Source organism: Tenacibaculum sp. FZY0031 (genome assembly GCF_036350695.1).
GTDB lineage: Bacteria > Bacteroidota > Bacteroidia > Flavobacteriales > Flavobacteriaceae > Polaribacter.
Genome location: NZ_JAZDVY010000004.1, coordinates 218,503 through 231,290, shown reverse-complemented (window position 1 = coordinate 231,290; position 12,788 = coordinate 218,503). Strand labels below are relative to the sequence as shown.

Sequence of the window (12,788 nt, the reverse complement as noted above, 5' to 3'; positions counted from 1 at the left end):
TTATGTGTGGAATCACAGGATATATTGGACATAGAGAGGCGTACCCGATTGTAATTAACGGATTAAAACGCTTAGAGTATAGAGGTTATGATAGTGCAGGTATTATGATGTATGATGGCGAAACGATGCATTTATCAAAAACCAAAGGAAAGGTCTCTGACTTAGAGGTAATTACAAACAAAGAAGAGGAAAGAAAAAAAGGACAAATAGGTATTGGTCACACTCGTTGGGCAACTCATGGTGTTCCTAACGACGTAAACTCTCATCCTCATTTTTCTCAATCTGGCAACCTGGTAATTGTTCATAATGGTATTATTGAGAACTATGACACTATTAAAAAAGAATTGGCCTCAAGAGGTTATGTTTTTAAAAGTGATACCGATACAGAAGTATTGGTAAATCTTATTGAAGAAGTTAAAAAAAGTGAAGGATGCAAATTGGGTAAAGCTGTTCAGTTAGCATTAACCAATGTAATTGGTGCTTATGCTATTGCTGTCTTTGACAAAACCAAACCAAATGAATTAGTGGTCGCTCGTTTAGGGAGTCCAATTGCCATTGGGGTTGGAAAAAACAACGAAGAGTTTTTTGTCGCTTCAGATGCTTCTCCTTTTATTGAATATACAAAAGATGCTATTTACCTTGAAGATGGTGAGTTGGCAATTATCAAAAAAAACAAAGGAATAAAGGTTCGTAAAATTGAAAACGACAAAGAGATTGATGCGAATATTCAAAAACTACAGTTAAGCTTAGAACAAATTGAAAAAGGTGGTTACGATCACTTTATGTTGAAAGAGATATATGAACAACCTAAAGCTATTATAGACACCTACAGAGGTCGAATGTTAGCTAACGAAGGCATTATAAAAATGGCTGGTGTTGATGATAACATGTCTAAATTTTTAAATGCAGACAGAATCATTATTGTAGCTTGTGGTACTTCATGGCACGCAGGTTTAGTTGGAGAATATCTTTTCGAAGATATGGCTCGTATTCCTGTTGAAGTTGAATACGCTTCAGAGTTTAGGTATCGAAATCCTATCATAACTGCAAAAGATGTAGTAATTGCTATTTCTCAATCTGGAGAAACCGCTGACACTTTAGCTGCCATAAAGTTAGCTAAATCTAAAGGAGCTTTTGTTTTTGGAGTTTGCAATGTAGTAGGTTCTTCTATCGCAAGAGAAACACATGCTGGTGCTTACACCCATGCTGGTCCAGAAATTGGGGTTGCTTCAACCAAAGCATTTACAACGCAAATCACAGTACTTTCTTTAATAGCTTTAAAATTAGCGCAGGCAAAAGGAACTTTAGCTACATCTGTGGTAAATACTTATTTACAAACGATGCAGCAAATTCCTGCTCAAGTAGAGAATTTATTGAAAATAGATGCTCAGGTGAAAGAAATAGCTGCTGTTTATAAAGACGCTAAAAACTGTTTATATTTAGGTAGAGGATTTAATTTCCCTGTAGCTTTAGAAGGTGCATTGAAATTAAAAGAAATTTCTTATATCCATGCTGAAGGCTATCCTGCTGCTGAAATGAAACACGGACCGATTGCCTTAATTGATGAAAACATGCCTGTTTTTGTGATTGCGACAAGTAGAGGACATTACGAAAAAGTAGTAAGTAATATTCAAGAAATTAAGTCTAGGAGTGGAAAAATAGTCGCAATCGTTACTGAAGGTGACGAAACAGTGAAAGAAATAGCCGACCATGTAATTGAAGTTCCAGATACAGAAGAAGCTTTTTCTCCTTTATTAACCACCATTCCTCTTCAATTGCTATCATATCACATAGCGGTAATGTTGGGCAAAAATGTTGATCAACCAAGAAATTTAGCAAAATCAGTTACCGTTGAGTAATAATTGCTTTTATTTAAAATACAAATCCTGAGAAATTTCTCAGGATTTTTTTATTCCTCTTTTTCAAGCGTAATATAAACAGGAAAATGATCAGAGAAACCTCCTTTATAAAAAGGCCCTATAAATGTTCTAAATGGACTTCCTTCATACTTCCCTTTGTATATTTTTAACCAATCTTTATTATAAACTTTAGCATGTAAAAAACTATGCTTACTTTTTCCTAAATCAAAAAAATCCCTAGAAAATATAATTTGATCAAACAAATGCCATTCTTTATAGTGGGTAGTTGTTCCAATTCCCATATCATATAAGGATTTCATAGGGTTATACAAGTCGTCGGACATTAAGTACTCTGCTATACTTTTACTAATCGGATTATCATTAAAATCTCCCATGACAATAAATTTAGCCCCTCTCTCTTCCTCCTTGATTGCATCCATAACACTTCGTGTTAATTGCGCTGCTTTTATTCTATTCTTTTCCGTTTCCATTACTCCTTCTCTACGTGAAGGCCAATGATTGATTAAAACGTATATTATTTCATCATTAAACCTTCCTTTAACCACCAATAAATCGCGTGTATAATCTACCTCTCCATCATCATTTGTTAACAAAAGTGAGTGTGTTTTAGAGCATAGTATTTCAAAGAAGTCTTTATTATACATCAAGGCAACGTCTATACCTCTTTCATCAGGAGAATCATAATGAACATAATCATAATTAAACTTTGATAAATTTTGATGCTGTACTAAATCCTTAACAACATTGGCATTTTCCACTTCTACCAAACCAACTATAATTGGTGGATATGCTGATTGATTTTTTCCTAACTGACTAACTACAGATGTAATTTTTCTAAGTTTATGACTGTATTTATCCCTGTTCCATTTTAATTTACCATTTGGTGTAAAATCATTATCATAAGTATGGGGATTATCAACTGTGTCAAATAAGTTTTCCACATTATAAAAAGCAATTGTATACCTATTTTTTCTCTTGTTTCTTATCATTTAGAAAATATTTGTTTTTCGAAAATACGAAAATGAAGGACGTTATCTAACATAAAGCTAACCTTTATGATTAATGATTTGGACTAAATTTTAAAAACAACCTTATTGATTTTCATAAAAATTATTGAATTATTTAATAACTTCCTAAAGAAGAAAAGTAATAATGAAAAAATAGTCAATATTAATAAGATGTAAAATCGCTTACACCCTTCTATATGTTTTACTTTAAAACAATATTTTATTAACGAATAAAAACTACATAAACAACTCATTTACAATACTTTTACACTGTTATTTTTTAACACAAAAACTTAAACAAAACCCTAAACTTCTAAAAAATGAAAAAGTTATTCGTATTCGTGTTTGTTACTCTGATGAGTACCTCAGTATTTTCAATAAACGAAAATCCTGCTAAGAAACAAATTAGAACAAAAATTATCGAACTATTAGGAAACCCAAATTTCATCCTTGATAAGGAAGTAAAAACTACTGTAGAGTTTTTAATAAACAAAAACGGTGAAATAGTTATTTTAAATGTGAACTGTGATACTGAGCAAGTTTGCAACTATGTAAAAAACAGACTGAATTATAAATTAATTAATAAAGAGTTAACGGTAAAGAACCATATTTATAAAATGCCTTTAACTATACAGAAAAGCAGTAATTAGTCATTACCTACGATCATCCCCTAATAAAAAAAGCCTCATAGAATTCTATGAGGCTTTGATATGACTATTCGGTAAATTATACGACTCCTTGGTCAAGCATTGCATCTGCAACCTTAACAAAACCAGCAATATTTGCTCCTTTTACATAATCAACATACCCACCTTCTTGTGTACCATACTTTACACAAGCTTCGTGAATGTTATTCATAATAGAATGTAATTTAGAATCCACTTCTTCACGAGTCCAAGACAAACGTAAAGAGTTTTGAGACATCTCTAAACCAGATGTTGCTACACCTCCTGCGTTTGAAGCTTTTCCAGGTGCAAATAAGATTTTTGCATTTTGGAATACTTCAATAGCCTCAGGAGTTGATGGCATATTGGCTCCTTCTGCCACACAGATACATCCGTTTTCAACTAATGCCTTCGCTTCTTCTCCATTTAACTCATTTTGAGTTGCACATGGTAAAGCTACATCACACTTGGTTCCCCAAGGTCTTTCTCCTTTAAAGAATTTTGCTGATGGATATTTCTCTACATATTCGTGAATTCTTCCACGTTTTACATTTTTTAATTCTTGTACAAAAGCTAATTTTTCAGCATCAATACCCTCTTCATCGTAAATATACCCTGAAGAATCAGATAAAGTAACCACTTTAGCTCCTAATTGAGTTGCTTTTTCAGTAGCATACTGCGCTACATTACCAGAACCAGAAACAACTACAGTTTTACCCTCGAAAGAATCTCCTTTAGTTTTTAACATGTTTTCAGCAAAGTACACATCACCATAACCTGTAGCTTCAGGACGGATTAATGAACCTCCCCAAGAAGCTCCTTTACCTGTTAATACTCCGGTAAATTCGTTACGTAAACGCTTGTATTGACCAAACATGTAACCAATTTCACGACCTCCAACACCAATATCTCCAGCAGGAACATCAGTATCAGGACCAATATGACGTGCTAATTCAGTCATGAATGATTGACAAAAAGCCATTACTTCACGATCAGACTTTCCTTTAGGGTTGAAATCAGATCCTCCTTTACCTCCACCCATTGGTAAGGTAGTTAATGAGTTTTTGAATACTTGCTCAAATCCTAAAAACTTTAAGATTGATAAGTTTACTGAAGGATGAAAACGTAATCCTCCTTTATAAGGACCAATCGCTGAGTTGAACTCAACTCTATACCCTCTATTTACTTGAGTTTCTCCGTTATCGTCAACCCAAGGTACTCTAAACATAATAGTACGTTCAGGTTCCACCATACGCTCAAGTAATTTCTTATCTTGATATTTTGGATTATTTTCTATAAACGGAATTACTGTTTCTGCTACTTCATGTACAGCTTGCAAAAACTCTGGTTCATATGTATTACGCTCTTTTACGTAATCCATAAATGCTTGTATCTTAGATTCCATAAACTTAGTTGTTGTTCTGTTATTTTATAATATTAACAATTTTACTATGCAAATATAATTATTTTACGATTCGTTAATTTCTATTTTACTGTTTATTTCCCTTATTTTATTGGTGTTTTTGCAAACACTCTTAAAAGTCCTTTTTTTTACACAAAAAAACGTAAATTTGCACCTTAACTTTTGGAAAGATTATGTTAGACAAAGTAAAAGAATTGATTGGAGAGGTAAATGCTTTTAACACCACTTCGAAAGAAGAAATTGAAACCTTTAGAATTAAATATTTAGGAAGCAAAGGAATTTTAAAAGAGTTGTTTGCTGAGTTTAAAAATGTACCTAACGACCAAAAGAAAGAATTTGGGCAAACCATTAATTTACTTAAAAATTCTGCTGAAGAAAAGGTAAACACTTTAAAAGAGGCTATAGAAAATGCTGTTGAAGAAAAGGGTGTTTATGGTGATTTAACGCGTCCGTCAGAACCAATTAACTTAGGTTCACGCCACCCGATTTCTTTAGTGAAAAATCAAATTATCGAAGTGTTTAACCGTATTGGTTTTACCGTTTCTGAAGGACCAGAAATTGAAGATGATTGGCATAACTTTACTGCTTTAAACTTACCAGAATATCACCCAGCACGTGATATGCAGGATACTTTCTTTATTGAAAAGAATCCTGATACCTTACTAAGAACACATACCTCATCAGTTCAGGTACGTTATATGGAGAACAACGAACCTCCAATTCGTACCATTTCTCCAGGGCGTGTCTTTAGAAATGAAGATATTTCTGCTCGTGCACACTGTATATTCCATCAAGTAGAGGGATTGTATATTGATACTGATGTTTCTTTTGCTGACTTAAAACAAACCTTATTATACTTTACCAAAGAAATGTTTGGTAAATCTAAAATACGTTTACGTCCGTCATACTTCCCATTTACTGAGCCAAGTGCTGAAGTAGATATTTATTGGGGATTAGAAACTGAAACCGACTACAGAATTACCAAAGGTACAGGTTGGTTAGAAATTATGGGATGTGGTATGGTAGATCCTAATGTATTAAAAAACTGTAATATCGATCCAACTAAATATAGCGGATATGCCTTTGGAATGGGTATTGAGCGTATTGCCATGTTGTTATACCAAATTCCAGATATTCGTATGTTCTACGAAAATGACAAACGTTTCTTAGAGCAGTTTAAATCTGTAATTTAATCGCAGAGCGATAGCCAAGGGTATTGAGATTTGATTTAAATGCTAAGACGTATATCCTTTAAACATCTCGTAAGCTTCCCCCTATTTAATTGATTTTTAAATAAATTCAAACAATATAAAAGACGAAAGCACTCAACTTTCGTCTTTCCTTTTAAAGAAACATTCAATGAAAAAAGATATTGAAATTCCTAAAGTAACCGATGTAGAAATAGCCGTTGTTTTAGAAACCAATGAAATCGACGGTAAAGAGGATTGGAATGTATACATTCTTAACAAGAAAGATGTCGATTTAGAAATGGTCGTTATTGTTTCTCAAGGATTCTCAGACACTAAAACTACTTCTGTTTTCCGAAGAAAAATAGATAAATTACCTGCAAACAGCTATCAAAAATTTGAATTGATGCAACCTGAATTGTTCGATTTAGACAACCGTTTTCAGGTGACCTTTTTTGAAAACAATAGATTACATGATAAGACCTTTATTTTTCAAGCAGAAACTATTCAAGAAGGTTTTTTAAGAGATATTGAGTTCTTAGGAAAAAGAGGAATTGTTTGTAAGTAAAAATTCACAAAAGAACGATAGTTGTTAATTCGCAGCTATCGTTCTTTTGTTTATACTCACTTTTAGTACTTTCGCTTAAAATATCACTTTATGTTTGCAAACATTCAAGACTTAGTTGCTCAATTTTCTTCTTGGGTATGGGGAATTCCCTTACTAATTTTATTAATTGGTGGTGGTTTATACCTCTTTGTGTACTCAGGGTTAATTCCTTTTAGATACATCGGTCATGCTGTTGCCATTTTAAGAGGAAAGTATGACAAAGCTGATTCTCCTGGAGATTTATCACACTACGAAGCTTTATCTTCTGCTATCGCTGCTACAGTAGGAATGGGAAATATCAGTGGTGTTGCCATTGCCATTGCAACAGGTGGACCAGGTGCTATTTTTTGGATGTGGGTAAGTGCTTTTGTAGGCATGGCAACCAAGTTTTTTACCTGTAGCTTGTCGGTTATGTATCGTGGAAAAGATGAAGAAGGAAATGTAAAAGGTGGTCCAATGTATGTAATTACAGAAGGTTTAGGAAAGCGCTGGAAACCTTTAGCTGTATTTTTTGCTGCTGCTGGATTGGTAGGTACATTGCCTGCTTTTCAAGCAAACCAATTAACTCAGACATTGATTGATGTTTTTCATGTACAAGAAACCAATCATTTTACTGCAAAATTATTACTAGGTATTGCCATTGCCATTATTGTAGCTATGGTAATTTTTGGGGGAATTAAACGAATTGGTAGTGTTGCAGGTAAATTAGTTCCTGTAATGGTGGTCATATACCTTATTACAGTGTTAACTATTCTGTTTTTAAGAATGGAACAAGTTCCTGCTATTTTTTCTTTAATTTTTGAAGATGCCTTTTCAGGAAAATCTGTTTTAGGAGGTGCTTTAGGGGTTTTGATAATTACTGGTGTTAAACGTGCTGCATTTTCTAACGAAGCCGGTTTAGGTACCGCCCCTATGATGCACGGAACCGCAAAAACCAAAGAACCTATCCGTGAAGGATTGGTTGCTATGTTAGGCCCTGCTATTGACACACTATTGGTTTGTTCTTTAACTGCCTTGGCTATTTTAGCTTCGGGTGTTTGGAAAGGTTTTGAAGGCAACGGAATTTCGATGACCTTAGCTGCATTTGATGCGGTACTTCCTTATAACATAGGAAGTGTTATTTTAACCATTTGTGTATTGATTTTTGCGTTTTCAACCCTGTTTACTTACTCCTTTTACGGACTAAGTTGCTTGAGTTTTTTAACCAATACCAAAATAGGAAAGAATTACAACTACATTTATATTTTTACCATTGTAGTGGCTTCTATCATCAAATTAGACTTTGTTATCAATCTAATTGACAGTGCGTATGCTTTAATGGCAATCCCTACAGTATTATCCACGCTAATTTTAGCTCCAAAAGTAAAGAGAGAAGCTAGAAAATATTTTCAAAAACTAAAAACTAATTCGTTTTAATACGTGTAAGCTCTTCACTAATTTTAGACGATAGAGAATCTATTTTCTCTGATACCTCTTTTATATATTCTTGATGTTTTGTTGAACCCTTAACCACATCTAAGGTTGTCTTGGTTGAATTGATATACCAGTCTTTCCAAGCTGAAATAATGGATAATTGGGTTGATAACGAATCTCCCTTTTTTAATGCAATTTCGCTTTGCTTCTTTTCTTCTTGAAGTCTTGATATCGCTGCTTTTTCAATATCTTGAAGTATTGTTTTTGCTGTAACACCATCCGCATTTAATAAGGTATACGCTGAAGCTAATGAGGCAACCCCTACGTTTTTTAACGTTTTTTGAGATACTTTATCGATTCGATCGTTATCGGTATGATAAAATTGATCGGTAAAATGCCAGAACAAAACACTTGGAATGTTTCTTTTCAAAAAAGGCACGTGATCGCTTCCTCCTTCAAACGGATTGGTATTCACTACCCAATTTGTTCTCTTTCCTTGTTCTTTGAATTTATCAATTAAAAAATCATTCAAATAGTGCGGAGTCATTTCTTCCAACTTCATTTTTCGTCCTCCCCATTCAGTATGCTTATCGTTACCTCTTGTCCAAATTGCACTAGGATCAGGCATTTTTTCAATTAAAAATGTACCCCCTGTTTTTTGGGTATCTTCCCCAACCATGTCTAAAGAAATTCCCCATTTAATATCTTTTGCTCTTATACTATCTTCTTTCACATACCTGTTTGTTGAAATAATTTCATCACCCCATAAAAAAGTTAAGGTTCTGTTAGGTACAAATATGTTGTTTTTAATAAGTTCAGCTGTAAGTGTAGCCATTTCTAAAGCAACTCCAACTCCTGTAGCATTATCGTTTGCTCCAGGTTCTTGTATGTGAGCACTAAAAACCAACCGTTCTTTAGGGAACTTATTCCCTTTTATATCGGCAATAATTGTTAGTTCTTCTGATGGATAAATATTAGTTTCTATAGCTACATTTAAAGATACTTTTCCTTTTAATAATTCCTCTTTCAATTTTTCTTTAGCCTTATAAGACATGGCAATTGCCCACGATTTTACTTCTTCATTTAATGGGATCGTTCTAAATTGAATAGACGTAGTATTTTTTTGAGGTTGTAAGTATTTTGGGTTGCTATAGGTAATAAGTCCTAAAGCACCTCCTTTTACAATAGCTTGATTAAAAATGCTATGAGGACTTGTTTCTGCAAAAACAATTTTTCCTTTCACATCTAAGTCTTTTATTTTTTTTAAGTCTTTAACGTAAACAACCTCTGCATTAACTCCCTCTTTAGGGGTACTGTAAGAGTTTAAAGCAATCATATTTCTATTGGTGCTATGTTGTAAAAGAGGCATCTCTTCTCCAACTATCTTTACAGAAGCATTTACAGATTCCCAAGTAGGTTTTTTTAAGGATCTTTTTTCTATTCTGTAAGTTAAAACGTCATTATTCGCAGCGCTATCTTCCTTAACAAAACCTGATTTTTCTAATTCTTCAGCAATTTTGTACACACTTTTATTAAAGCCTGTGTTACCAACAACACGCCAATATTTTTCTACAAAAGAAGTTGTTTCATAGGCTAAATCTCCAGTAAACTTTTCATTTAAAATATCGAAATAATTAGAGGTATTTAAAACGGGAACTGTTTTTTCTTTTTTGCAGCTTATAAATAATAAAAGGACAACAGGTAATAGGTAACGTTTTTTTTGCATAACGGAGTTTTGTGGCTTTAAATGTACACTTTTTAAGTCTTCTTGTGCTTGTCTATTTTGCTTTCTTACTAACGACAACTTTTTTAAGTTGTTACAAAAAACTGTAAACTGTATTGAAATTAAAAGTGAATGAATTTTAAGAGGCTGTTGCTACTTCTTTATGTAGTTTTACTCTTTCCCTATCGGATGATCTTCATAAAAGTCTTCAAAAGTTTTATTGGTCGTGTAATGGTCTTTTAATACTTTGTAAACCATTAACACTACTAGTAACTGACCGATAACTGTAAGTATAAACACCCAGCTAAAGCCTATATTAGTATAGACCAAAGCAGTTAGCACCAATAAAAAAACAGTGACAAACAACACCAAAAACATCGCCGAAATCCTCATAACCATCAAATTACCCTATAATTTACGAAAAAATCAATAAACAATAAAGCTCTAATTACTTTATAAAGAGTTCCTTTGATATTGAAGCTGACTTTGGAATAGAAGAAACAGACTAACTCTCAAAAAAATCCTTAACGTTTTGTTAGCGCCACTCCTTCAAAAAATAAGCCTTCAAAACCAGTTTTTATAAAATTTCTAATGTTTTGATGATCTGTTCCTTCAGGATTTTTTAAAACATCTTCAAAATAATACTGTCCAAAACAAGCCAAGGTTTCTTCTTTACTGAACCCTTGTTGTATAGCAAACGAAAACACTTTACATGAACCTTGATTTTTTTCAGCTTCATTGTATAAATCTCCATTTTTAAAGGCAGTGGGTGTAAAATTATATACATTTTCAATCACTAACATAGTATCAGAAAATTCAACTTTTTCTGGTGTACTTTCTATGATTTGTTTAAATCTATCTAGTCTCATTTTAAAAAGGTTTTATGCTGCAAAACAAAAGATTAAAACTCGTAAAAACTAACCCGTAGTAATTTTTTACAAACTAACATTTATAGTTAAATTTGCACAGCAAAAATTTCAAGTTTCCGAAATACCTTCGGAATGACAATTTGTAGGAAATCTCGCTACGCGAGAAAAAAACTTTTAAAAATGTACAGAACGCATACTTGTGGCGAGTTAAGAGCATCGCACATTAATACTGAAGTAACCCTTTCTGGATGGGTACAAAAATCACGTGATAAAGGTTTTATGATTTGGGTAGATTTACGTGATCGTTACGGAATTACACAGTTAATTTTCGACGAAGAGCGTACTTCTAAAGAGTTACTAGATAAAGCAAAAACCTTAGGGCGTGAGTTTGTTGTACAAGTAACAGGTACCGTAATTGAGCGTCAATCTAAAAACCCCAATATTCCAACAGGTGCTATAGAAGTTTTAGTATCAACCCTAGAAATTTTAAACGAAGCGAAATTACCTCCTTTTACTATTGAAGATGAAACGGATGGGGGTGAAGATTTACGTATGAAATATCGTTATTTGGATATTCGTCGTAACCCAGTTAAAAACAGCTTGGTTTTCCGTCATAAAGTATCAATGGAAGTTCGCAAATATTTATCTGACAAAGGATTTATTGATGTGGAAACTCCCTATTTAATCAAGTCTACTCCAGAAGGAGCACGTGATTTCTTAGTGCCTTCTCGTATGAATGCAGGGCAGTTTTATGCCTTACCACAATCGCCACAAACTTTTAAACAGTTGTTAATGGTAGGTGGTATGGATAAATACTTCCAAATTGTAAAGTGTTTTAGAGATGAAGATTTACGTGCCGACCGTCAACCAGAGTTTACACAGATAGACTGTGAAATGGCGTTTGTTGAGCAAGAAGATGTGTTAGAGATTTTTGAAGGAATGACACGTCATTTACTAAAAGAAATCAACGGAGTTGAAGTAGACAAATTCCCACGAATTACGTTTGATGAAGCCATGCGTAAATATGGTAACGACAAACCAGACATCCGTTTTGGAATGGAATTTGGCGAGTTAAACGAAGTAGCACAGCACAAAGACTTTAAAGTATTTAACGATGCTGAGTTAGTAGTAGGTATTGCTGTTCCAGAGGGAGCTTCATACACTCGTAAAGAGATTGACAAATTAATCGACTGGGTAAAGCGTCCGCAAGTAGGAGCTTTAGGAATGGTATATGTAAAGTGTAACGAAGATGGAAGCTTTAAATCATCGGTAGACAAGTTCTACGACCAAGAAGATTTAGCTAAATGGGCTGAAGCTACAGGAGCTAAAGCAGGAGATTTAATCTGCATCCTTTCAGGAAATACTAACAAAGTTCGCGCGCAATTAAGTGCGTTACGTATGGAACTAGCAGAACGTTTAGGTTTGCGTAAACCTGATGAGTTTGCTCCGTTATGGGTTATCGATTTCCCATTACTAGAATTAGATGAAGAAACAGGGCATTACCACGCAATGCACCATCCATTTACTTCTCCAAAACCAGGTCAGTTAGCATTATTAGATACTGATCCAGGAGCTGTAAAAGCTAACGCTTACGATTTAGTGTTAAACGGAAACGAAATTGGTGGAGGTTCTATTAGAATTCACGATAAAGAAACACAAGCTATCATGTTTAAGCATTTAGGATTTACCGAAGAAGAGGCAAAAGCGCAATTCGGATTCTTAATGGATGCTTTTGAATACGGGGCACCACCCCACGGAGGTTTGGCTTTTGGATTGGATAGATTGGTAGCTATTTTAGGAGGTCAAGAAACCATTAGAGACTTTATTGCCTTTCCTAAAAACAATTCAGGGCGCGATGTAATGATAGACGCACCTGCTACTATAGACGATGAACAACTACAAGAACTAAGCATCAAACTAGCTGTAAAATCTTAAAAAAATAAAAACCCTGCAAAATTTGCAGGGTTTTTTATTACCTTTAATGTACGTCTTGAAAAGGTTAAACTTCACGAAA

General features: G+C 33.9%; 11 protein-coding genes. 6 read left to right on the top strand and 5 right to left on the bottom strand.

The window, feature by feature from the left end; genetic code table 11:
* Positions 1 to 2 precede the first annotated feature (2 nt).
* Positions 3 to 1,859 (top strand): glutamine--fructose-6-phosphate transaminase (isomerizing), encoded by a 1,857-nt coding sequence (glmS, locus tag V1T75_RS07235; protein WP_330487878.1) that lies wholly within the window; start codon positions 3 to 5, stop codon positions 1,857 to 1,859.
* Positions 1,860 to 1,909: 50 nt separating this feature from the next.
* On the opposite strand, the gene V1T75_RS07230 is transcribed toward glmS, so the two are convergent.
* On the bottom strand, positions 1,910 to 2,869 hold the full coding sequence (locus V1T75_RS07230; RefSeq protein ID WP_330487877.1) for an endonuclease/exonuclease/phosphatase family protein: 960 nt from the start codon (positions 2,867 to 2,869) through the stop codon (positions 1,910 to 1,912).
* Between the two features lie 338 nt (positions 2,870 to 3,207).
* Here V1T75_RS07230 and V1T75_RS07225 point away from each other — a divergent pair, with 338 nt between their 5' ends.
* Entirely contained in the window at positions 3,208 to 3,537 is a 330-nt protein-coding gene (locus V1T75_RS07225; RefSeq protein WP_330487876.1) for a hypothetical protein, read from the top strand.
* 76 nt (positions 3,538 to 3,613) lie between these two features.
* Here V1T75_RS07225 and gdhA read toward each other — a convergent pair whose 3' ends face one another.
* On the bottom strand, positions 3,614 to 4,957 hold the full coding sequence (gdhA, locus tag V1T75_RS07220; RefSeq protein ID WP_330487875.1) for an NADP-specific glutamate dehydrogenase: 1,344 nt from the start codon (positions 4,955 to 4,957) through the stop codon (positions 3,614 to 3,616).
* Positions 4,958 to 5,148: 191 nt separating this feature from the next.
* Between gdhA and pheS the strand changes: the two genes are divergently transcribed.
* From pheS to V1T75_RS07205, 3 genes are all read left to right on the top strand, one after another.
* Positions 5,149 to 6,168 carry a phenylalanine--tRNA ligase subunit alpha gene (pheS, locus tag V1T75_RS07215; protein WP_330487874.1) on the top strand — a complete coding sequence of 340 codons (1,020 nt, stop codon included), beginning with the start codon at positions 5,149 to 5,151 and terminating at the stop codon, positions 6,166 to 6,168.
* Between the two features lie 166 nt (positions 6,169 to 6,334).
* Entirely contained in the window at positions 6,335 to 6,730 is a 396-nt protein-coding gene (locus V1T75_RS07210) for a hypothetical protein (protein ID WP_330487873.1), read from the top strand.
* A 90-nt stretch (positions 6,731 to 6,820) separates the two neighbouring features.
* Positions 6,821 to 8,185, top strand: a complete 1,365-nt coding sequence (locus V1T75_RS07205) for an alanine/glycine:cation symporter family protein (protein ID WP_330487872.1) — start codon at positions 6,821 to 6,823, stop codon at positions 8,183 to 8,185.
* On the opposite strand, the gene V1T75_RS07200 is transcribed toward V1T75_RS07205, so the two are convergent.
* From V1T75_RS07200 to V1T75_RS07190, 3 genes are all read right to left on the bottom strand, one after another.
* Positions 8,172 to 9,908 carry a M28 family peptidase gene (locus tag V1T75_RS07200; protein ID WP_330487871.1) on the bottom strand — a complete coding sequence of 579 codons (1,737 nt, stop codon included), beginning with the start codon at positions 9,906 to 9,908 and terminating at the stop codon, positions 8,172 to 8,174. The genes V1T75_RS07205 and V1T75_RS07200 overlap by 14 nt on opposite strands.
* A 168-nt stretch (positions 9,909 to 10,076) precedes the next feature.
* The gene (locus tag V1T75_RS07195) at positions 10,077 to 10,298 is read right to left on the bottom strand and encodes a hypothetical protein (RefSeq protein ID WP_330487870.1); all 222 of its coding nucleotides are present in this window, start codon (positions 10,296 to 10,298) and stop codon (positions 10,077 to 10,079) included.
* Positions 10,299 to 10,429: 131 nt separating this feature from the next.
* A complete protein-coding gene (locus V1T75_RS07190; protein WP_330487869.1) occupies positions 10,430 to 10,774 on the bottom strand; it encodes a HopJ type III effector protein in 345 nt (114 codons plus the stop codon).
* A 180-nt stretch (positions 10,775 to 10,954) separates the two neighbouring features.
* On the opposite strand from V1T75_RS07190, the gene aspS reads away from it, so the two are divergent.
* Positions 10,955 to 12,709: an aspartate--tRNA ligase gene (gene aspS, locus V1T75_RS07185; protein ID WP_330487868.1), complete on the top strand. Its 1,755-nt coding sequence runs from the start codon at positions 10,955 to 10,957 to the stop codon at positions 12,707 to 12,709.
* Positions 12,710 to 12,788 lie beyond the last annotated feature (79 nt).

What these genes read in the sequence shown, in the direction of transcription:
- glmS (WP_330487878.1), top strand. Translation starts at nt 3, where the DNA reads ATGTGTGGAATCACAGGATATATTGGACATAGAGAGGCGTACCCGATT.
- V1T75_RS07230 (WP_330487877.1), bottom strand. Translation starts at nt 2,869, where the DNA reads ATGATAAGAAACAAGAGAAAAAATAGGTATACAATTGCTTTTTATAAT.
- V1T75_RS07225 (WP_330487876.1), top strand. Translation starts at nt 3,208, where the DNA reads ATGAAAAAGTTATTCGTATTCGTGTTTGTTACTCTGATGAGTACCTCA.
- gdhA (WP_330487875.1), bottom strand. Translation starts at nt 4,957, where the DNA reads ATGGAATCTAAGATACAAGCATTTATGGATTACGTAAAAGAGCGTAAT.
- pheS (WP_330487874.1), top strand. Translation starts at nt 5,149, where the DNA reads ATGTTAGACAAAGTAAAAGAATTGATTGGAGAGGTAAATGCTTTTAAC.
- V1T75_RS07210 (WP_330487873.1), top strand. Translation starts at nt 6,335, where the DNA reads ATGAAAAAAGATATTGAAATTCCTAAAGTAACCGATGTAGAAATAGCC.
- V1T75_RS07205 (WP_330487872.1), top strand. Translation starts at nt 6,821, where the DNA reads ATGTTTGCAAACATTCAAGACTTAGTTGCTCAATTTTCTTCTTGGGTA.
- V1T75_RS07200 (WP_330487871.1), bottom strand. Translation starts at nt 9,908, where the DNA reads ATGCAAAAAAAACGTTACCTATTACCTGTTGTCCTTTTATTATTTATA.
- V1T75_RS07195 (WP_330487870.1), bottom strand. Translation starts at nt 10,298, where the DNA reads ATGAGGATTTCGGCGATGTTTTTGGTGTTGTTTGTCACTGTTTTTTTA.
- V1T75_RS07190 (WP_330487869.1), bottom strand. Translation starts at nt 10,774, where the DNA reads ATGAGACTAGATAGATTTAAACAAATCATAGAAAGTACACCAGAAAAA.
- aspS (WP_330487868.1), top strand. Translation starts at nt 10,955, where the DNA reads ATGTACAGAACGCATACTTGTGGCGAGTTAAGAGCATCGCACATTAAT.